The organism is Streptomyces sp. NPDC058955 (assembly GCF_042741435.1).
In the GTDB taxonomy this organism is placed as follows: Bacteria; Actinomycetota; Actinomycetes; order Streptomycetales; family Streptomycetaceae; genus Streptomyces.
Genome location: NZ_JBHYKM010000044.1, coordinates 1 through 20,435, shown reverse-complemented (window position 1 = coordinate 20,435; position 20,435 = coordinate 1). Strand labels below are relative to the sequence as shown.

16 protein-coding genes are annotated in these 20,435 nt (G+C 74.1%); 4 read left to right on the top strand and 12 right to left on the bottom strand.

Features of this window, described 5'->3' with window-relative positions; genetic code table 11:
* Nucleotides 1-121: 121 nt before the first annotated feature.
* From ACFW1I_RS18735 to ACFW1I_RS18710, 6 genes are all read right to left on the bottom strand, one after another.
* Entirely contained in the window at nucleotides 122-1,675 is a 1,554-nt protein-coding gene (locus ACFW1I_RS18735) for an RNA polymerase sigma factor (RefSeq protein WP_384671054.1), read from the bottom strand.
* A 379-nt stretch (nucleotides 1,676-2,054) separates the two neighbouring features.
* A complete protein-coding gene (locus ACFW1I_RS18730) occupies nucleotides 2,055-2,945 on the bottom strand; it encodes a FadR/GntR family transcriptional regulator (protein WP_384671052.1) in 891 nt (296 codons plus the stop codon).
* 160 nt (nucleotides 2,946-3,105) lie between these two features.
* Nucleotides 3,106-4,848, bottom strand: coding sequence for an ATP-binding cassette domain-containing protein (locus ACFW1I_RS18725; protein ID WP_384671049.1), 1,743 nt, complete (start codon nucleotides 4,846-4,848; stop codon nucleotides 3,106-3,108).
* A 123-nt stretch (nucleotides 4,849-4,971) separates the two neighbouring features.
* A complete protein-coding gene (locus tag ACFW1I_RS18720; protein WP_384671047.1) occupies nucleotides 4,972-5,736 on the bottom strand; it encodes an NUDIX domain-containing protein in 765 nt (254 codons plus the stop codon).
* 108 nt (nucleotides 5,737-5,844) lie between these two features.
* A complete protein-coding gene (locus ACFW1I_RS18715; RefSeq protein ID WP_384671044.1) occupies nucleotides 5,845-7,893 on the bottom strand; it encodes a glycogen debranching N-terminal domain-containing protein in 2,049 nt (682 codons plus the stop codon).
* Nucleotides 7,894-8,008: 115 nt separating this feature from the next.
* Nucleotides 8,009-9,394, bottom strand: a complete 1,386-nt coding sequence (locus ACFW1I_RS18710) for a DUF4192 domain-containing protein (protein ID WP_384671042.1) — start codon at nucleotides 9,392-9,394, stop codon at nucleotides 8,009-8,011.
* 141 nt (nucleotides 9,395-9,535) lie between these two features.
* On the opposite strand from ACFW1I_RS18710, the gene ACFW1I_RS18705 reads away from it, so the two are divergent.
* Nucleotides 9,536-11,719, top strand: coding sequence for a RecQ family ATP-dependent DNA helicase (locus ACFW1I_RS18705; protein WP_384671039.1), 2,184 nt, complete (start codon nucleotides 9,536-9,538; stop codon nucleotides 11,717-11,719).
* 228 nt (nucleotides 11,720-11,947) lie between these two features.
* Nucleotides 11,948-12,574, top strand: coding sequence for a hypothetical protein (locus ACFW1I_RS18700; RefSeq protein WP_384671036.1), 627 nt, complete (start codon nucleotides 11,948-11,950; stop codon nucleotides 12,572-12,574).
* A 51-nt stretch (nucleotides 12,575-12,625) separates the two neighbouring features.
* On the opposite strand, the gene ACFW1I_RS18695 is transcribed toward ACFW1I_RS18700, so the two are convergent.
* The 3 genes from ACFW1I_RS18695 to ACFW1I_RS18685 all read right to left on the bottom strand — a co-directional run bounded on the left by ACFW1I_RS18695 (nucleotide 12,626) and on the right by ACFW1I_RS18685 (nucleotide 14,777).
* The gene (locus ACFW1I_RS18695) at nucleotides 12,626-13,252 is read right to left on the bottom strand and encodes a hypothetical protein (RefSeq protein ID WP_384671034.1); all 627 of its coding nucleotides are present in this window, start codon (nucleotides 13,250-13,252) and stop codon (nucleotides 12,626-12,628) included.
* 106 nt (nucleotides 13,253-13,358) lie between these two features.
* Nucleotides 13,359-14,066, bottom strand: a complete 708-nt coding sequence (locus ACFW1I_RS18690; RefSeq protein ID WP_384671032.1) for a ribonuclease HII — start codon at nucleotides 14,064-14,066, stop codon at nucleotides 13,359-13,361.
* 84 nt (nucleotides 14,067-14,150) lie between these two features.
* Nucleotides 14,151-14,777 (bottom strand): TetR/AcrR family transcriptional regulator, encoded by a 627-nt coding sequence (locus ACFW1I_RS18685; RefSeq protein WP_384671030.1) that lies wholly within the window; start codon nucleotides 14,775-14,777, stop codon nucleotides 14,151-14,153.
* Between the two features lie 133 nt (nucleotides 14,778-14,910).
* On the opposite strand from ACFW1I_RS18685, the gene ACFW1I_RS18680 reads away from it, so the two are divergent.
* Nucleotides 14,911-16,464, top strand: a complete 1,554-nt coding sequence (locus ACFW1I_RS18680) for an MFS transporter (RefSeq protein WP_384671028.1) — start codon at nucleotides 14,911-14,913, stop codon at nucleotides 16,462-16,464.
* A gap of 61 nt (nucleotides 16,465-16,525) precedes the next feature.
* Here the strand turns inward: ACFW1I_RS18680 and ACFW1I_RS18675 are convergent, their stop codons facing one another.
* The 3 genes from ACFW1I_RS18675 to ACFW1I_RS18665 are packed head-to-tail and all read right to left on the bottom strand — an operon-like array spanning nucleotide 16,526 to nucleotide 19,756.
* Complete coding sequence (locus ACFW1I_RS18675; RefSeq protein WP_384671025.1) at nucleotides 16,526-17,440, bottom strand: ADP-ribosylglycohydrolase family protein; 915 nt, start codon at nucleotides 17,438-17,440, stop codon at nucleotides 16,526-16,528.
* A gap of 12 nt (nucleotides 17,441-17,452) precedes the next feature.
* Nucleotides 17,453-18,112, bottom strand: coding sequence for a histidine phosphatase family protein (locus tag ACFW1I_RS18670; protein WP_384671022.1), 660 nt, complete (start codon nucleotides 18,110-18,112; stop codon nucleotides 17,453-17,455).
* 33 nt (nucleotides 18,113-18,145) lie between these two features.
* Nucleotides 18,146-19,756: an ABC-F family ATP-binding cassette domain-containing protein gene (locus tag ACFW1I_RS18665; protein ID WP_384671019.1), complete on the bottom strand. Its 1,611-nt coding sequence runs from the start codon at nucleotides 19,754-19,756 to the stop codon at nucleotides 18,146-18,148.
* 91 nt (nucleotides 19,757-19,847) lie between these two features.
* Between ACFW1I_RS18665 and ACFW1I_RS18660 the strand changes: the two genes are divergently transcribed.
* On the top strand, nucleotides 19,848-20,435 hold a 588-nt coding region (locus ACFW1I_RS18660), incomplete at its 3' end, for a TetR/AcrR family transcriptional regulator C-terminal ligand-binding domain-containing protein (protein ID WP_384671017.1).

Genomic DNA, 20,435 nt, shown 5'->3' with positions numbered 1-20,435 from the left:
AGCCCCCGGGGGGGGGCCGGGGCGCCCCCCCCCCCGGGCCCCCCGGCCGGCGGGCCGGGCCCCGGGGGGGGCCCCGGGCCCCCCCCCCCCACTGCTGTGCGTCCCGGACGGGCCGGGACGGTCAGTCGAGGTAGTCGCGCAGGACCTGCGAGCGCGACGGGTGGCGCAGCTTCGACATCGTCTTCGACTCGATCTGGCGGATCCGCTCACGGGTCACGCCGTAGACCTTGCCGATCTCGTCCAGCGTCTTCGGCTGACCGTCGGTGAGACCGAAGCGCATGGAGACGACGCCGGCCTCACGCTCGGAGAGCGTGTCGAGGACGGAGTGCAGCTGCTCCTGGAGGAGCGTGAAGCTGACCGCGTCGGCCGGCACGACCGCCTCGGAGTCCTCGATGAGGTCACCGAACTCGCTGTCGCCGTCCTCACCCAGGGGGGTGTGGAGGGAGATCGGCTCGCGGCCGTACTTCTGGACCTCGATGACCTTCTCCGGGGTCATGTCGAGCTCCTTGGCCAGCTCCTCCGGGGTGGGCTCGCGGCCCAGGTCCTGGAGCATCTGGCGCTGGACGCGCGCGAGCTTGTTGATGACCTCGACCATGTGCACCGGGATGCGGATGGTGCGGGCCTGGTCGGCCATGGCGCGGGTGATCGCCTGACGGATCCACCAGGTGGCGTACGTGGAGAACTTGTAGCCCTTGGTGTAGTCGAACTTCTCGACCGCGCGGATCAGACCCAGGTTGCCCTCCTGGATCAGGTCCAGGAAGAGCATGCCGCGGCCGGTGTAGCGCTTGGCCAGCGAGACCACCAGACGGAGGTTGGCCTCCAGGAGGTGGTTCTTGGCGCGGCGGCCGTCCTCGGCGATGATCTCCAGCTCGCGCTTGAGCTTCGGCGCGATCTTGTCCGAGCCCGCGAGCTTGTCCTCGGCGAAGAGACCGGCCTCGATGCGCTTGGCGAGCTCGACCTCCTGCTCGGCGTTGAGCAGGGGGACCTTGCCGATCTGCTTCAGGTAGTCCTTGACCGGGTCGGCGGTGGCACCGGCCACGGCGACCTGCTGGGCGGGAGCGTCGTCCTCGTCCTCGTCGGACAGCACGAAGCCCTTGGTCTCGCCCTCGGCCTCTTCCTCGTCCTTGCCCGGCGCGACGTCCTCGAGCAGCTCCTCGCCCTCGATGAGTTCGTCGTCGGACTTCTTGGACGCGGTCTTCTTGGCCGCCGTCTTCTTGGCGACGGTCTTCTTGGCAGCCGTCTTCTTGACGGCCGCCTTCTTCGCGACCGCCTTCTTGGCGGGCGACGCGGCCTCGTCGGCCGGGTCGGCGCTCTCGGCCGCGGGGGCGGTCGAACCGGTCGCGACGGTGGTCCTCGTCACCGTCGCCGCCCTGGCGGTGACGGTCGTCTTGGCGGCGGTGCGCTTGGCCGGGCTCTTCGCTGCTGCGCTCTTGCGGGCGCGCTTCGGCGACTCCGCTGCACTGACCATCAGCGTCACACCCTCTTCCTCGAGGATCTGATTGAGGCTGCGCAGAACATTCTTCCACTGGGTTGGCGGAATCTGGTCAGCCTCGAAGGCCCGACGCACGTCATCGCCGGCGATCTGCCCATCAGCCTTTCCCCGCTCGATGAGCGCCATCACAGACTCGGACTCGGCGATCTCCGGCGGGAGCGTACGGGATGTGCTGGCCGACACGAACAACCTCTCGGAACGATGGAAACGGCTTCCGGCCCCGCCCGGGTTCGGGCCGGAGCCGACGACCGTCGACGGGGAATGTGCCGACGGCGCGGGCTGGACCGGGGAACTGCACAGCGCCTGCACCGGCTGCTGTATTCCTTCCTCGGCTGTCACCTCTTAGGTCATCGCACGGCTCGGAGGAGTGTTACGCCCAATCTTCGTGTCCCGAGTCACACCGCATCCGCGACGAACCGGACGGAAGGGAGTCAAGCGTACATTCGGCGCCGCCGGCACCCTGGCGCGGTCCGGGGAACCCCTCCGGGCTCCCCGGACCGCGCTCGGATCCGGCGGCTCTCCCTGCGTACGCGCCCGTGCGCTTCCGGCCACGGTCCGCGGATCAGTGTTCGCGGGGGGCGGGGACCACGCGGGGCTCCACCTCGGGGTGGACCGTGAGCAGTTGACGCATGGCGGTCTCGGCCCCGAGGGCGTCCCCGGCGGCGAGGGCGTCGACGATCCTGGCGTGGTGCGCCAGGCAGCTCTCGCCCGGGCGGTCGCAGCCGGTGGCGGGGCCGCCGGAGACCTGGAGGGCGGCGGCGACGATGCCGGACAGGTGCTCCAGCATGCGGTTGCCGGCGAGCTGGATGAGCAGGGAGTGGAACTCGGTGTCGGCCCGGGAGAAGGTGATGCCGTCACCCTGCGCGTACGCGTGCCCCATGATCTCGACCATGTCGGCGAGGCGCTGCTGCACGTCCTCGCGGCCGTGACCCGCGGCGAGGCGGGCGGCCAGCGGCTCGATGGTCCAGCGCAGCTCGTTGAGCTCGCGCCGCTGGTCGTCGCGCTGCGGGCCGAAGGCGCGCCACTCGATGATGTCGGGGTCGAGCAGGTTCCAGTCGCTGACCGGGCGGACCCGGGTGCCGACGTTGGGCCGGGCGCTGACCAGGCCCTTGGCCTCCAGGACGCGGAGGGACTCGCGCACGACGGTGCGCGAGACCTCGAAGCGCTGGCCGATCTCCTCGGGGACGAGGGGGCGGTCCGCGCCGAGGTCGCCGGAGACGATCATCTGGCCGAGCTGCTGGACGAGCTGGCCGTGCAGACCGCGGCCGCGGCTGCCGGCGGTGCGGCGGCCGACGCGGCCGAGGTCCGTGTCCACCCCCTCCCAGGAGGGCGGGCTCACGCGGTCGGCGACGGGGGCCTCCGCGTAGGGGTAGCGGTCGAGATCGCCCGGGGCGCCGAGGCCGGAGTCGACGGAGCGGGCGGCGGTCATCATCGTGTGCGCAAGGGTACTCACGCATCCTTTGTCGGCGTGGCCTCCGTGACCCTTGAGGTCTTTGGTGAAAAGCACACGAAAGGGTGATCGGCACTCGCTACGCAATTGACGATTATTCGGACATAAGCGGCATTCCTCAAGGGAGTTGCGACCCAACCGGAACATATCGATCCGGAAGTGATCACCAACGGGCCTGCGGACGAAGGCCGGTGACCACATAGGCGCAGAGCAGGACCGTCAACGTGAGCGCGAGGGCCACACCGGCGGGCTGCCCCACCACCTCCAGAGCCCCGGCGATCCAGCGATCGAGGGACGGCGCCCACCGCGGCCCGGCGAACTCGCGCAGCCGGGCGGGGAGTCCGGCGACGGACCGGACCGCGGGGCCGCTCATCACCTGCCCCAGCAGCGGGACGAGCGCGACCGGCACGAAGAGAACGGCGGCCACCCCGGCCGCCGCGGCCCGGAACACTCCGGCCCCCAGCACCCCGGCCCACGCGCAGCCGACCGTGAGCCCCAGCCAACTCGCGGCCATCGGAGCCCAGTTGTCCGGTACGGAGATCAAGTCGGCTCCGTAGCAGAGGCGGAGGGCCGCCAGATCGGCCGCCGCCACCAGCGCACCGAGGAGCAGCGCGCCGAGCGCGGCCACGGCGAGCTTGGCGAGCAGCAGCGCGAGCCGCCGCGGCACGGCTCCGCGGCCCGCGGCGAGCACGGGGTAGCGGTACTCCTCGCCGAAGGAGAGGGCGCCGAGGAGACCGGCGCCGAGCGCGGCGGGCGGCAGCGGCAGCAGGTCGGGCCAGGCGGCCAGCACCGCCGGGAGGGGGGTGCCGCCGCCCCTGCCGAGCAGCACCGCGAGCACGGCCGACACCGCCAGGACTCCCGCCACCACCAGCCCCGTGGACGGTACGCCGAGGATCCGGCGCAGCTCGTACCGGAGCGGGCGCAGCGGCGAGCGGACCGGCCGACGCGCCGTCGCCGCCCGGTCCGGAGCGCCGGCGTCCGCCGCCGGGCGGGCCTCGGCAGTCCCTTCCGGCCTCGTCCCGGTGGGTCCGGGCCCCGCGTCCCCGGTCTCGTCCGCGAGCCGGTGGACCGGTACGCCGTGCCGGAACGCGATGTCCCCCACCTGGGCGCAGTCACCGCCGTACACCAGGAGGAGGTTGCCGTCCTCCGTGACGACCTCGACCGGGCGGCGGGCGGACCGGGCCTCCTGGGTCACGGCGGCGGCGAGGCGGGCGGCCTGCGGGGAGCGGACGGCGACCCTCGGTCGCAGCCGGGTGCGGGCGAAGTCGCCGGCGTCCTGGGCGGCGACCAGACGGCCGGCGTCGAGGGTGACGACATGGTCGGCGTTGCGGGCCGCGTCCTTGGGGTCCCTGGTCGTGTAGAGGACGGTGCCGCCCGCCCGCGCGTGCGCGCGCAGCAGCTCGTACAGCCGGATCCGCTCCGCCGGGGACAGCCCCGCCCCCGGATCGTCGAGGAGCAGCGTGTGCGGCTCTCCCAACAGGGCGGCGGCCAGGGCGAGTCGGCGGTCGGCCCCGCGCGGCAGGGTGCCGAGCCGTCGCCCCTCCAGCCCGCCGAGTCCCACGGCGCGGATCACCTCGTCGGCCCGGGCGACCGGAACTCCCGCTCCCGCGGCGAGCATCCGCAGCTGTCCGCGCACGGTACGGGAGGGGTGTCCGGGCACCTCACCGAGGACCACGCCGACCTCGCGCGCGGGCTGGGCGATCCGGCGCAGCGGCCGCCCCCGGAAGTAGGTGAGTCCACGCCCCGGGTCGAGTTCGAGCAGCAGGCGCAGGGCGGTCGTCTTGCCGGAGCCCGGGGGGCCGACGAGGGCGGTCACGGCTCCCGTCGGAGCCTCGAAGGTCAGATCGTCCACGGCGGGCGGGCGATCGCGGCGGGGGGTGCTGGTCAGTCCGATGGCCTGGAGCATCGCTTCTCTCGCGGTAGGTGTCACCGCTCCGCGGCAGGGCGGCGCTATCGCAGCAAGATAACGCCAGATTTCGGACTTTTGCCGCAGGGTTGCCGCCCCGGGGGCGGCGGATCCGTGCGCCCCTCAGACCTCGGGGCGCAGCATCGGCGGGTTGAGCAGGGTGGCCCCGCCGGCCCTGAACAGCTGGGCGGGGCGCCCTCCCTGACGGGTGGTGGTCCCGCCGGTCGGGACGAGGAAGCCGGGGGTCCCGGTGACCTTGCGGTGGAAGTTGCGCGGGTCGAGCGAGACGCCCCAGACGGCTTCGTAGACCCGGCGCAGCTCGCCGACGGTGAACTCGGGCGGGCAGAACGCGGTGGCCAGCGAGGAGTACTCGATCTTGGAGCGGGCCCGCTCCACCCCGTCGGAGAGGATCTGGGCGTGGTCGAAGGCGAGCGCGTCCGGGGAGTCGCCGCCCGCCGCCCGTGCCTGGTCGAGCAGTTCCTCCACGGGCGCCCAGCGCGCGCTGTGGGCGTCGCCGCCGGGCCGGGGCGCGGGCAGGTCGGGGGCGAGCGCGAGGTGCGCGACGCTCACCACCCGCATCCGCGGGTCGCGCTCGGGCGCCCCGTACGTGGCGAGCTGTTCCAGGTGCGCGCCGTTGTCCGGCACCGGCTGAGGAGCCGACGGGTCGTGGGCGCGCAGTCCGGTCTCCTCGGCCAGCTCGCGCGCTGCGGCGGCGCCGAGGTCCTCGTCGTCGCGGACGAAGCCTCCGGGCAGTGCCCACCGTCCCTGGAAGGGCGCTTCTCCCCTGCGGACGACCAGGGTGCACAGTGCGTGGCTCCGCACGGTGAGGACGACCAGGTCGACGGTGACAGCGAAGGGCGGGAAGGCCGACGGGTCGTAGGGAGGCATGCCGCGATCATAGTCGTCTTCCTGACGATAAACACGCCCCGCGTGCTCTCCGTCCGTGACTTCGTCACCCGGTCGCGAGGACTCCCTCGTCTCCGTGCCCGGCATCCGTCACACCCCCAGCTGCAGTCCCTCGGCGGCCTCCTCGACCATACCGAGTCCGAGGCGGCTCACCCGCACGGCGAAGGGTTCGCCTGCGACCACGAGCCCCGAGAACCGGATGGCCCCCAGCGGCGCGGAGGGCATCGGCTGGACGGCGACGCTCCCGCCGGGGGCGTCGGGGCGGATCCCGGCCAGGGCGGCGAGCGCGTGGACCGCTCCGGCGGCCGCGACGGCGGCGGGCCGGCAGGCGGCCGGGTGCGGCACGGGGTGGGCGCCCGCGGTGCGCTGCTCGCCCGCGTACATCTCGGGCAGCCGGTGGCCGAAGTGCTCGGCGGCGTCGAGGAGGCCCCGCAGCAGGGCGGCGGCCTCCTTCTCGTGACCGGCGGCGGCCAGCCCTGAGATGGCGACGGCCGTCTCGTGGACCCGGACGGCTCCGGCTCGGTGTCCGAACGGGTTGTGGCCCGGTTCCTTGGTGCCGAGACCGCGCAGCCCCCAGCCCGAATCGAGCGCCGGGGTGCCGAGCAGCCGCGCGACCTGTTCGGTCTCGGCCCGGTCGAGAAGCCCCTGGGCGTACCGGCCGCCGTCGAGGAGCCCGGTGTCGAGGAGGTGGGCGGCCCATCCGCCGAGCTGGGGCCGGGCGCGTCCCTCCGGTGTTCGTACGGCGGCGGGCCGGCCGCCGGACGGGTCGTCGAGCCAGAAGGCGCTCCGGAACCGCTCGCGGAGGGTGCGGGCCGCGGCCCGGAGGTCCGCCCCGCCGGGCCGCCCGCAGGCGTCGAGGAGGTCGGCCCCGAGCAGGGCGGCCCGGTGGGCGTGGGCCTGGGTCTCGGCCCGCCAGGGTCCGCCGGGAGCCGGGTCCGGCAGGAGCCCGTCCGCGTCGAGGCCACGGCGCAGCCAGCCGAGGCAGCGCTCCGCCACCGGAAGGAGCTCGTCGAGGTCGGCCGCGGGGAGGCCCCACCGTCGCGCCTCCGCGAGGACGACGGGGAAGGCGAGGGTGGCCTCGACTCCGGTGCAGCGGGGCGGGAGGTGCGGACCGGCGTCCCGCAGTGGGCCGGGGATGCGCCCGGCCTGGGCGCCGGCGGTGAGCTGGGTGCGGCCGAGGGCGCGGAGTGTGGTGGCGGCGAGCCGGGTGCCGAGCGGCAGGGCCATGCGGGCCGCCCAGAGGGCCTCCGCGGTGACGGGCCCGCAGCGCCACGGGACGCCGGCCGCGAGATGGACGTCGGCGGGGTGCGCGGGATCGCGCTGGAGGAGGGCCCGCAGGTCCTCGACGGAGACGCGGAGCAGTTCCCCGGGCCGGCGGTCGTCGCCTTCCGCCTGCGCGTCGGAGAGCAGGTGGCCGCCGGGGCGGCTGCCGGGCGGGGCCGCCCCGGGGGCCCGCCCGGCGTGGAGGCGGAGGTGGAGGGTGAGGGCGGCGCCGGGGGCGAGATCGGCTTCCCAGCGGAGGACCCCGGCCGCCGCCAGGGCGTCCATGGGCGCCGGGTCGGCCGTGACGGCGACGGACCGTCCGTCGGGTGCGGTCCAGCGGAGGCCGGTGCCGTGGACGCCGGCCCTGAGCTCGGGGCGGCTCCTGCCGGACGCGACCGCGGCCAGCTCCGCGAGATCCGTGCCCAGAGCGAGCTCCACCGGGAGGCGGACGGGGCGGGGGGTGGCGCTGCGGAGGGTGATCCGCTCGGTTCCGTCGGCGCCCCGGGAGCGCTCGACGGTGACCGCCGGGTCGGGGCCGGTGTCGCCGGGGACCCGGAGGGCGCCGACGAACACGGCCCGGTCCGCGGCGGCGAGCCGTCCCTGGAGCGGGACGGGCTCGCGTCCGGCGATCCGCAGGACGCTGCGCGAGAGGAGTCGCCGCCCCGACGCGTAGACGCCTTCGGGGCCGTGCCCGGTGAGCTGGCCGTGCCGGGGAGAGACGGCGAAGGCGGGCAGGGCCACGCACAGGAGGGCGTCGTGAACCGGGGGGAGTTCCCCGGGGCGGGCCCCGGGGGCGGCGGGGGCGCCGCCCACGGGGGCTTGCCCGGTGGGCTGTTCCGCCGTGCGTCCGGGGGCCGGGACAGGGCTGAGGACCATGAGGGGTGCGACGTGCTCTCTGTGCGATCCGGACGGCCGGCAGGGTGTCGGCGGCACGGCTCGCCCGGCTCCGCCACAGAGGTGAACGGTCGGGTGGTGTGCGGGGTCACGGTCGTCATCGGCCGCTCCTCGTGCCGCGCCGGCCGCCGTGCCGCGGCGCGGGGCCTCCCGGCCGGGTGGAGGCACGTCCGGCGGGCCGCGCGCCCGGCGTCCCGCGTCCCCGCCGGGCACCGCCGGCCCCCGCCTTCGGAAGCACCAGCCGCGGTCCGCCGGGGCGGGCTCCTCGGGTGCGGGTCCGGGTGCGGCGGGCGTGCGCGGCGGCGGTCCGCTCCGCCGCCACCCGGTTCTCCCGTTCGCTGCGCAGGCAGGAGCGCAGCGACTCGGGTTCGAGGCCCTCGTTGCACGCCTGGTGCAGCAGCCGTGCGAAGACGTACTCGGAATCCGCGTCCAGGGCGAGGTTGAGGGCGACGCGGGCGGTGGGTTCGTCGCCGGTGGACCAGGCGGCCCAGCCGGCGAGGGTCAGCGGGGCGGCGGCGTACTCCTGGTAGGGGGCGACGCAGCGACGGGCCAGGACCCGCCAGAGCCGCACGGCGGCGGCGCCCTCGGCCCCTTCCATCCATTCGGCGAGGCGGTCGCGGGTGATCCGGTCCTGGAGCCCGAGGATGACCGCGGCCGCTTCGGCGGGCTCGACGCGGGCGTCGTCGTCGGCGTCGAGCGCGGCCTGGCCGCGGCGGGCGCCGTCCGGCCCGATCCGGCGCGGCGGCTCGGCGAACCTGCCCAGGAGCCGGCCCGCGAGCGCCAGCGTCGTCTCCCGCAGTCGCGCCTTGCCCTCCTCCTCCGCTCCGTCCACGACGAGGGGGACGATCCGGGCCGCGGCTGCGTCGAGCGCGGTTCGCTGCGGTGCGTCGCCGGGTGCGCCGGTGGGCTTGAAACGGGCCTCCATCTCCCGCAGCGAGCCGCGTACCTGGATTCCCGCGTACGCCGCCGCGGCGGCCATGACCGAGGTGCCGCCGAGGGCGAGGGGGGTGCCGTCGGGCGGGCAGCAGCGCTCGTCGGGGCAGCAGTACGAGAAGTGGCGGCCGCCGGAGATGCACAGCACCTCGTAGACCGGGATGTCGAGGGCTCCGCAGGCGGTCCGCAGCCGCTGGGCGAACGGCCGCAGCCGCTCGTAGACCTCGCCGGCGGTCTCGCCCGGACGCGGGTCCTGGCAGAGGAAGCCGACGATGCCGTCGGGTGGCGAGGTGCGCCGGGCCGATGTCTCGATGAGGCATTCGGCCAGGTGGTCCGCGGTGGAGTCCCACTCGCCGGGCGCGCGGGGAATGCCGATCCTGACCCGGCCGCCGAAGCGTCCGTTCGGACCGTGCAGGGCGACGAGCACGACCGAGTCGGTCGGGTGGAAGCCGAGCACGAAGGGCAGGGCGTCGGCGAGCTCGGCGGCGCTGCGCAGGGTGATCTGCTGGCCTCGGGTGGATGCGCTGATTTCGTGGTGATTCGCGTTCATGGCGAGGACGGTCTCGTGATCTCCGATTTCCGACAACCCCTGTGGATAACTAACTCATACGACCTGATGATCCGATTTGCGCTGTCCACAGATCGCCGGCTCGTTCGCCGAATGTCCGAGGCATCGGGTTGCATGGGAGGCATGACCCACGCAGACCTCCCGGACGACCGCGCCGCGCTCCGCACCTCCGCCGACGCCGTACTGGCCCGACTCGTCGGGGACCCGACCGGCACGGCGAGACTCCGCGAGGACCAGTGGCGCGCCATCGAGGCGCTGGTCGCCGACCACCGCCGGGCGCTGGTCGTCCAGCGGACCGGCTGGGGGAAGTCCGCCGTGTACTTCGTGGCGACCTCCCTGCTGCGCGAGCGCGGCAGCGGGCCCACCGTCATCGTGTCGCCGCTGCTCGCGCTCATGCGCAACCAGGTGGACGCGGCGGCCCGGGCCGGCATCCGGGCGCGCACGATCAACTCGTCGAACACGGAGGAGTGGGAGAGCGTCCAGGAGGAGGTCGCCGCCGGCGAGGTCGACGTCCTGCTCGTCTCCCCGGAGCGGCTGAACAATCCGGACTTCCGGGACCAGGTCCTGCCGCGGCTGGCGGCCGCCACGGGACTGCTGGTGGTGGACGAGGCGCACTGCATCTCCGACTGGGGGCACGACTTCCGGCCGGACTACCGACGGCTGCGCACGATGCTGGCGGACCTTCCGGCCGGGGTGCCGGTGCTCGCCACCACCGCCACCGCGAACGCCCGGGTGACCGCGGACGTCGCCGAACAGCTCGGCACCGGCGCGGGCACCGACGCCCTCGTCCTGCGCGGCCCGCTGGACCGCGAGTCGCTCAGCCTCGGCGTGGTCACCCTGCCCGACGCGGCCCACCGCCTGGCCTGGCTCGCCGACCACCTCCACGAGCTGCCCGGCTCCGGGATCGTCTACACGCTGACCGTCGCGGCGGCGGAGGAGGTCACCGCGTACCTGCGCCAGTGCGGGCACACGGTCGCCTCGTACACGGGACGCACGGAGAACGCGGACCGCCAGCAGGCCGAGGAGGACCTGCTGGCCAACCGGGTGAAGGCGCTGGTGGCGACCTCGGCGCTCGGCATGGGCTTCGACAAGCCGGACCTCGGCTTCGTCGTGCACCTCGGCTCGCCGTCCTCCCCCATCGCCTACTACCAGCAGGTCGGCCGCGCCGGGCGCGGCGTGGAGCACGCGGAGGTGCTGCTGCTGCCGGGCAAGGAGGACGAGGCGATCTGGCGGTACTTCGCCTCCGTCGCCTTCCCGCCGGAGGAGCTGGTGCGCCGGACCCTCGACGTGCTCGCCGGCGCGGACCGGCCGATGTCGCTGCCCGCCCTGGAGCCGCTGGTCGAGCTGCGCCGGACCCGGCTGGAGACGATGCTCAAGGTCCTCGACGTGGACGGCGCCGTGCGGCGGGTCAAGGGCGGCTGGGAGAGCACCGGACAGCCGTGGGTGTACGACACCGAACGGTACGCGTGGGTGGCCCGGCAGCGTTCCGCCGAGCAGCAGGCGATGCGCGAGTACGCCACCACGACCGGCTGCCGCATGGAGTTCCTGCGGCGGCGGCTGGACGACGAGGCGGCCGCGCCCTGCGGCCGCTGCGACAACTGCGCGGGCCCGCGGTTCGATCCGAAGGTGACGGACTCGGCACTGGACGCGGCGCGGGGCGAACTGGGCCGTCCTGGCGTGGAGGTGGAGCCGCGCCGGATGTGGCCGACGGGGCTGGCCGCCGCTGGGGTCGATCTGAAGGGCCGTATCCCGGCGGGCGAGCAGGCGTTCGCCGGGCGTGCCCTCGGGCGCCTGTCGGACATCGGCTGGGGCAACCGGCTCCGGCCGCTGCTGGCCGAGTCGACGCCGGACGGTCCGGTGCCGGACGATGTGGTGCAGGCCGTGGTCCAGGTGCTCGCCGACTGGGCGAAGGGGCCCGGCGGTTGGGCGTCCGGCGGCTCCGACGCCCCGTCGCGGCCGGCCGGCGTGGTCACGGTGGCCTCGCGGCGGCGGCCGGCCCTGGTCGGCTCGCTGGGCGCCCGGATCGCCGAGATCGGGCGGATGCCCCTCCTCGGGGCGGTGGAGTACGTGCCCGAGGCGGAGGACGCGCATCTGTCCCAGACCAACAGCGCCCAGCGTGTGATCGGACTGCACCGGGCCCTGGAAGTGCCGCCGGGAGTCGCGGAGCGGGTGGCCGCGGCGGGCGGTCCCGTGCTCCTGGTGGACGACCTGTCCGACACCGGCTGGACCCTGGCCGTGGCCGCCCGGCTGCTGCTGCGTTCCGGAGCGGAAGGAGTCTTTCCACTGGTGCTCGCCGTCCAGGGTTGAGAAGGGTCGGGAAACGGCGAGTGAATACTGGGTAACTGGGCAGGGATATCAGTGGCATAACGGTTCATTACCGTCAGCCGCCTCAATTGCTCGTTGCCGCCCCCGCTCGGGCCACGCCAGAATTGGGGAACCGCCCCACACGGCTCGAAGCGGCCCGGAAGGACTGTGCCGTGCTGCGCCCTCACCCGACCTTGCCCGCCTCGCGGGCGCGTATCCGAAGGGAGGACCGTGACCCTCGGATTCGCTCCGTCCACCACCTCGCTCGGCTCGAGCTCCGCCTCTGCGAGCCGTCTCGCCCGGATGCTGGAGCCGGCCGACTGGGCCGCGGCCGGAATTCCCTTGCTGCGCAGTCCGCGTGAGGTCGTGAGCGGACTGCACTCCCGCCATCGCCCCCTGCCCACGACCGCGGTCGTGGCGGTGCTCGACCACGAGGAGCGGCTCACCGCCAGCGCCTCGTTCGTCCGCCGCCCCGGCCCCGCCGACGGGTGGGAGTTCCGGAACTCCCTCCTCGCCCATCTGCGGCGCGTGGTGCCGCACGACCTCCGGCGCCGCACCCCGGTGCGGACCGCGGTGCTCGTCTACTGCCGGGACGGCGACGAGCGCTGGACGGAGGAGGACGGGGCCTGGATGTGGGGGCTCCGTGACGCCTGCACGCTCCACGGACTGCGCTGCGGCGCGTACATCACGCTGACCAAGGCCGGCTGGCAGGTCTTCGGCGAGGGCCGGGGCGGCCGCCGGCCGAGCTCGGACTCCGCTCCGCTCGCGCTCGGCGAGCCGAACGACGAGCTCGGCCACCTCACGCCGAGGACGGCGGGCGGTGCGGCCGAGCCGCTGCGCAGGGCCGCGGCGCGCTGAACCGTCCGCCGCTCCGCCGGGCCGCTGCCGGTCCGGCGGAGACGCGACCGGTCAGACTCCGGCGCCCAGCACCTCGGTGACGCGCTGCGGGTCACCGCAGACCACGAGCAGGGCTGCCGCTCGCGACCGGGCGACCGGAAGGGCACGGGCGACCGCCTCGTCGTCACCGCCGTTGACGGCGACGATCACCACGGGACGGGTGGCGACCCGGTCCACGGCGGCGGCGTCCGCGAAGAACACGTCCTCGGCGGAGTCCTGCTGGGCCCAGTAGGCGTCCTCGCCGAAGGACAGCTCGTGCGCGGCCCACGGGTGGCGGTCACCGGTGGTGAGCACCAGGACGTCGCCGGGTGACCGGCCGCTGTCCAGGAGCAGGTCGAGGGCCTCCTCGGCGGCTTCGAGGGCGCCGTCTGAGGGGGCCGGGATGAGCTGGAGCTGCGGACCGCCGTCGGCGGAACGATTCTCCGCACGGTTCTCGGCCGCGGGCGGACCCGGGACGGGCCGCGGGGCCGGCGGGGTGGGGCGGGCCGGACCGGGGCCCGGCCGACCGGGACGCGGGGAGGCCGCCGAACGCGGGCCGGGGACGGGACGTGGGGTCGGCGCGGGGCGGCCGGCGGCCGCGGTGGCGCTAGGACCCTGGGCGCTCTCGTGAATCTGAGGCTCCTCGGGAGGGAGAGGCATGGGTGGATGTCTATCAAATGCCGTTTCGGACGGCACCGTCGGGTGGGCACACACGTGCGCCCCCGGTCCGGCGGGGCCTCGTCGGTGAGGTCCCGCGGCCGGAAGATCAGAAGTCGAAGCCGAGTTGGCCCCCGCTCTCCAGAGCGGCCGCCTCCGCGGAGAGACGGACCTTCTTGAGGTGGCGCCATCGGGGCATGGCGTCCAGGTAGGACCAGGAGAGCCGGTGGTACGGGGTGGGACCCAGCTCCTCGAGCGCGGCCTTGTGGACGGGCGAAGGGTAGCCCGCGTTGGCCGCGAAGCCGTAGCCCGCGCAGTCGGGGCCGGTCTCCAGCCGGGCCATCATGGCGTCCCGCCGCACCTTGGCGATCACGGAGGCGGCGGCGACGGCGATGCAGGACTGGTCGCCCTTGATCACCGTGCGCACCTGCCAGGGGCTGCCGAGGTAGTCGTGCTTGCCGTCGAGGATGACCGCGTCCGGCCGGACCGGGAGGCCGTCGAGGGCCCGGACGGCCGCGAGGCGCAGGGCCGCGGTCATCCCGAGTTCGTCTATCTCCTGCGGGGACGCCTCGCCGAGCGCGTAGGCGGTGACCCAGCGCTCCAGCTGTGCGGCGAGCTCGGCGCGCCGCTTCGGGGCGATCAGCTTGGAGTCGGTCAGTCCCTCGGGGGGACGGCGCAGACCGGTGACGGCCGCGCACACGGTGACGGGCCCGGCCCACGCCCCGCGTCCGACCTCGTCGACCCCGGCGACGATCCTGGCGCCCGTGGTGGCTCGGATCGACCGCTCGACGGTGTGAGTAGGGGGTTCGTACGGCATGGCGCCTGACAGGTTACGCCGCCGGGTACCGCGTGCGGTACCCGGATTCCCGTCAGGCGCTCCACCTCCGTCCCGCGGGCCCGGTCAGGCCGGCGCCGAGCGCACCAGCGGGACCATGATCCGGTCGATGACATCGGCCATCTCGGTGTCGGTCCATTCGCTGCCGCACACCTTGGAGCGGTACATCATCAGCGCCGGGATGACATCGAGGACAAGATCGTCGATGGCGTCGGAGCGCACTTCTCCCCGCTTGATCCCGCGCTCCAGGGCGTGCGCGAAGAGCTGTTTCGAGGGGCCGACGACACCCGTCTCGATCAGGGCGCGGAAGCGTACGGCGGCTTCCTCGTCGCACTCGTGAAGCACGGTGCGCAGGGCCAGGCCGGAGCGTGAGGTCATCACGTCGCGGACGCGGCGGCAGAGCTCGTACAGCTCGTCGCGGACGCTGCCGAGGTCGGGGGCCTCGTCGAACCGGGGCAGTCCGGCCTGGAGGGCGTCGGCGACCAGGTCTTCCTTGGACGGCCAGCGCCGGTACACCGCGGCTTTACCCGTCTGCGCACGGAGCGCGACACCCTCCATGGTCAGGCTGTTCCATCCGACGCTGCTCAGCTGGTCGAGCGCTGCCTCGAGGATGGCGCGTTCGAGTACCGGTCCGCGTCTGCGCGGCACCGCTCCGCCCGGCCGGGCGGCGGCCGTGGAGCGTGAAGTCATCATCAGGGTCTCTCCGTTGGGGCCGAGGCGATTCACCGGCAGCGCTCAGTGAACGGTTGCGTTCACTGAGGGGGACTCACTACCGTGAAGAGCAGTGAACGGTCACGTTCACTAATTCTTCCGTGGGGGGTCCATAGTGACAACAACTCCGGTCGACACACAGGCCGAAAAGGGCCTGGGCGGCTCCGGGGGCCGGCCGGGAATCGCACTGACGGTCATCGCCGCCTGCCAGCTGATGGTCGTCCTCGACGCCACGATCGTGAACATCGCGCTCCCGCACATCCAGGACGCGCTCTCCTTCTCCACCACCGACCTGTCGTGGGTGCTCAGCGCCTACACGCTGACCTTCGGCGGTCTGCTGCTCCTCGGCGGCCGGGCCGGCGACATCCTCGGCCGCCGCCGGGTCTTCATGGCCGGCATCCTGATCTTCACCTTCGCCTCGCTGCTCGGCGGCTTCGCACAGGAACCCTGGCAGCTGCTCGCCGCGCGGGCGCTGCAGGGCGTGGGCGGCGCGATCGCCTCGCCGACCTCGCTCGCCCTGATCACCACCACGTTCCCCGAAGGGCCGGAACGCAACCGGGCGTTCGGCGTCTTCGCCGCCGTCTCGGCCGGTGGCGGCGCGATCGGCCTGCTCGCCGGCGGGATGCTCACCGAGTGGCTGGACTGGCGCTGGGTGCTCTTCGTCAACGTGCCCATCGGCCTTCTGATCGCGTTCCTCACCCCCCGGTACATCAACGAGTCGGAACGCCACCCCGGCCGGTTCGACCTCGCGGGGGCGGCGACGTCGACGCTGGGCATGGCCGCCCTGGTCTACGGCTTCATCCGCGCCTCGGAAAAGGGCTGGAAGGACTCGCTGACGATCGGCTCGTTCGTCGCCGCGGTACTGCTGCTCGTCGCCTTCGCCCTCGTCGAGTCGCGCGCGAAGGAACCGATCACGCCGCTGCGGATGTTCGCCGACCGGAACCGCTCCGGCACGTACGTGATCATGCTGAGCCTCGCGGCCGCCATGTTCGGCATGTTCTTCTTCATCGTCCTGTGGGTGCAGGACGTGCTGGGGTACTCCCCGATCGCGTCCGGTCTCGCGTTCCTGCCGATCACGGTGGCCATCGTGACGGGCGCCGGGCTGTCGCAGCGGTTCCTGCCCACCGCCGGCCCGAAGCCGTTCATGGTGGCCGGTTCCACGATCACCGGCCTCGGCCTGTTCTGGCTGACCTTCATCGACGCGGACAGCAGCTACGTCGGCGGGGTCCTCGGCCCGATGGTCCTCTTCGGCTTCGGCATGGGCCTCAACTTCGTCACCCTGACGCTGACGGCCGTCTCGGGGGTCGCCCAGCACGAGGCCGGCGCCGCGTCGGGGCTGCTCAACGCGACACAGCAGGTGGGCGGCTCGCTGGGGCTGTCCATCCTGGTGACGGTCTTCGGCACGGCGAGCCGTACCGAGGGCGAGAAGCAGGTGGCGGACTTCCTCGCCACCGCGACACCGGAGCAGCAGGCCGAGTTCCTGCGCACGAAGGAGCTCCCGGCGCCGTGGAGCCACGAGGTGCTGACCTCCGGCATCGCGACCGCCTTCACCGCGGGCGTGGCGATGGTCGCGGTCGCGCTGCTCACCGCGGTCCTGGTGATCCGGGTCCGCCGGAGCGACCTGGCGGCGCTCAGCGGCAAGGCCGAGGCCACGGGCCCCGTCGCCTGACGGCCGGATCGACGACCGGGGCGGATGCCCGGACCCCGTGGGGCCCGGGCATCCGTCGCGCTCAGCTCCGGGCCGTGCCCTGCGGCACCCAGGCGGGCAGCGCCTCGGTCCGGTCCAGCCAGCCCGCCGGGGGCGCGCCCGCGGCCGAGGAGGCCACCACGCCGCCGGCGATGGCGCAGGTGGTGTCGACGTCCCCGCCGACCTGCGCCGTCGTCCAGAACGTCGCCTCGAAGTCGCCCAGGCCGCGGGCCGCCGACCAGAGGGCGAACGGCACCGTGTCGTGGGCGCTGGTCCGCCGGCCGCTGCCGAGCACCGCCGCCACGGTCCCGGCGTCGCCGTAGTCCAGCATGTCGCGGGCCCTGCGCAGCCCGGCGCCGACCGCGCTGCGCGGGACCAGGGCGATGACTCCGTCGAGCAGCGCCTCGGGGGTGGGCGGACCCGCGGGCGCGGCCGCGAGGGCGGCCGCCGCGGCGACGGCCATGGCGCCGACGACGGCCTCGCGGTGCTGGTGGGTGGGGTAGGCGGAGATCTCGGCCTGGTGGGTGGCCTGCTCGGGGTCGTCGGCGTACCAGGCGCCGAGCGGGGCGATGCGCATCGCGGCGCCGTTGCCCCACGAGCCCTGTCCGTTGAAGAGCGCGGCGGCCAGTTCGCGCCAGTCGCCGCCCTCCCGGATCAGTCGGAGCATCCGGTTGACGGCGGGGCCGTAGCCCCGGTCGAAGTCGTGGTGTTCGGCGAAGGAGGCGGCCAGGGCGTCCTGGTCGATGCGGTCGTGTCGGGCGAGGACGGCGAGGACGGAGCAGGCCATCTCCGTGTCGTCGGTCCACTGCCAGGAGCCGGGCGGCAGTTCGCGCCGCTTCAGGAGGGGGTAGTGCGCGGGGACGAAGAACTGGGAACCCAGGGCGTCCCCCACGGCCAGTCCGCGCAGACTGGCGAGGGCGCGGTCGAAGCGCCGGTCGAATGAGGAGTCAGCGATCATCGGTGCGCCACTCTATCCGGTGGGGCCGTACGGTTCCGGGGTACACCAGCGTTCGAACGGGCGGTCCAGCCGATAGCGTCCGTCCTCCCCGAGCAGCAGCACCCGGGTCTCCGCGTTGCCCGGATTCGACAGTGATTCGAACTCCGCCACGCTCCAGTGGAACCACCTCATGCAGAAGAGCCGCATGGTCAGACCATGGGTGACCAGCAGGACGTTCGGCGGGTGGTCGGGGGCTTCGAAGCTGCGGTAGAGGCTCTCCAGGAAGGCCCCGACCCGGTCGTAGACGTCGGCTCCCGACTCCCCCTGGGCGAAACGGTAGAAGAAGTGCCCGTACGCGTCCCGGTAGACCTTCTGGAGCCGTACGTCCTCCCGGTCCTGCCAGTTGCCCCAGTCCTGCTCCCGCAGCCGCGGCTCCTCCCGGACCCTCACCTGTCCGGGAGGCAGCCGGAAGGCGTGCAGGGTCTCGTGGGTGCGGCGGTAGGGCGACACGTACACGCTGACCGCCTCGTCGCCGAAGAGCTCCCTGAGCCGCTCCCCCGTCGCCTCCGCCTGCCGTCGCCCGGTCTCGGTGAGCCGGAGGGCATGGTCCGGCTCCCGTTCGTAGACGGTGTCGTCGACATTGCCTTCGGACTCTCCGTGCCGTACGAGAACGATGCGCCGCGGTCGTGCCATGCTCCGACCCTAGAGGGAGCCACCCCGTTCGGCTCAGTCGAGGAGGCGACCGGAGTCCATCCGGCGTATCCGTCCGGTGAACGCCCGCCGCGCCGCGCGGTCGTGCGAGACCACCACGAGGGCGCCGGGCCACTCCGCCAGGGCCTGCTCCAGCTCCTCGACCAGGCCGAGGGCGAGATGGTTGGCGGGCTCGTCGAGGAGCAGCAGATCGGCGGGGCGGGCGAGCAGCCGCGCGAGCGCGAGCCTGCGCAGCTGTCCCGCCGAGAGGGCGCCGACGGGGACCGTGAGATCGGCGGGCCGGAACAGCCCGTACGACAGGATCCGTTCGGCCAGGCCGTCCTCGTCGAGCCCGAGCCCCCGCCCGAAGGCCGCGAGGAGCGGCTCGGCCGGTCGACGGACGGTGACCTCCTGGGTCAGGAAGCCGATCCTGCCGCGGCGCCGCACCTCGCCCCGGTCGGGTACGAGCTCGCCGGCCATGACGCGCAGCAGGGTGGACTTGCCCGCGCCGTTGCCTCCGTGGATCAGGAGTCGTTCGCCCGCCGCGAGGGTGAGGGCGTCGACGGCGAGGCGGTCCCCGACCCGGATCCCCTCCAGGGCGAGCAGCTCGCCCCGCACCGCTCCGGCCTCGGGGCGGGCGGTGAAGGCGAGGGGCGGGGCCGGTTCCGGCACCGGTTCCTCCCTGAGCCGTCGCAGCCTCTCCCGGGCGTTGCGGACGCGACCGGAGACGGACGCCTGGACCCGGCCGGCGGCCCGGTCGTAGGCCATCTTGTTGTTGTCCTTCATGCCGCGGCCCACGGCCACCGCGTGGGCCGCGCCCTCCGCGTACGCCTCCAGGCGCTCGGTCTCGGCGTGCCACTCCTCGAACTCCTGGCGTCGCCGTCGCCGCTCGGCTTCCCGCGCGGCGCGGAATCCCGCGTATCCCTCACCGTGGCGGACGAGGGCCCGACGGTCGGTGTCGACCTCGACGAGCGCGGTGGTGACGCGCTCCAGGAAGACGCGGTCGTGGGAGACGGCGACGACGGTGCCCCGGTGGCCGCGGAGGGCCTCCTCCAGCCAGTCGAGCGCGACCGCGTCGAGGTGGTTGGTGGGTTCGTCGAGCAGAAGCGTCTCGGGGGCGGCCGCGACGGCGCAGGCGATGCCGAGCCGGGCCTGTTCCCCGCCGGAGAGGCTGCCGAGTCGTCGGTCACGGGAGATGTGGGCGATCCCGAGGGCGTGGAACGCCTTGTCGACGCGGGCGTCGGCCTCGTATCCCCCGCGGAGCTCGTACGCGGTGAGCAGTTCCCCGTACGCGGCGAGGTCGTCGGCGTGCCCGCCGTCCAGGCGGGCCTCCAGGGTGCGCAGCCGCGTCTCCATGGCGCGGAAGTCGGCCAGGGCCGAGTCGACGGCGTCGGCCACCGTGGAGTCGGGCGGCAGTTCGGGGGTCTGACGGAGCAGCCGCAGCCCGCCGTCGGCCTGGACGACGATCCGCCCCTCGTCCGGCGTGTCCGTGCCGGCCAGCAGATGGAGCAGGGTCGACTTGCCCGCGCCGTTCTCCCCCACGATCCCGATCCGCTCACCGGGGCGGACGGAGAGCGAGACGCGGTCGAGGAGTATCCGCTCCCCGCGGGAGACGGTCACGTCGTGGAGCGAGATCTGTGCGGGCACGGCACCTCCTGGAGCGACGACAAACACAACCCGTGTTGCATTAATGTCGAGTGTGGCAGACTCGGGGCCACTAACGCAACAGGAGTAGCAATTGAATGATGTGATCGAGGACCCGGACGCACCCGCACCCGGCAGCCGGCGCCCCGGCGGCCGCACCGCCCGCACCCGGGCCGCCGTCCGCGACGCCGTCCTCACCGGGCTGGCCGAACACGGATACCCCGCCCTGACGGTGGAGTACGTGGCGGAGCACTCAGGGGTGCACAAGACGACGCTCTACCGCCGCTGGGGCGGGGTGGAGGGCATGGTGGCCGACGCCCTCGACCTCGCGGGCGAGGACGACTGGACCCCGCCCGACACCGGCGGCCTCGCCGGTGACCTGCGCGCCCTCGCCCGGGAGGTCGTCGAGGGCTTCGAGGACCCGGCCGGAGCGGCGGCGCCCACCGCCTTCGTCGGCGCGGCGTTCCAGTCGCCACGCGCCGCCGACGCCCTGCACTCCTTCTACACGGAGCGGTTCCGCCGCTGCGAGGCGGTCGTGACCCGAGCGGTCGACCGCGGCGAGGCGCCCGCCGCGACGGACGCCGGCGCGGGGGGGGGGGCCGGCGCCGCCCCCCCCCCCCCCCCCCCCGGCCCGCCCCCCCCCCCCCCCCCGCCCCCCCGCGCGCGCGCGCGCGGCCGGCGG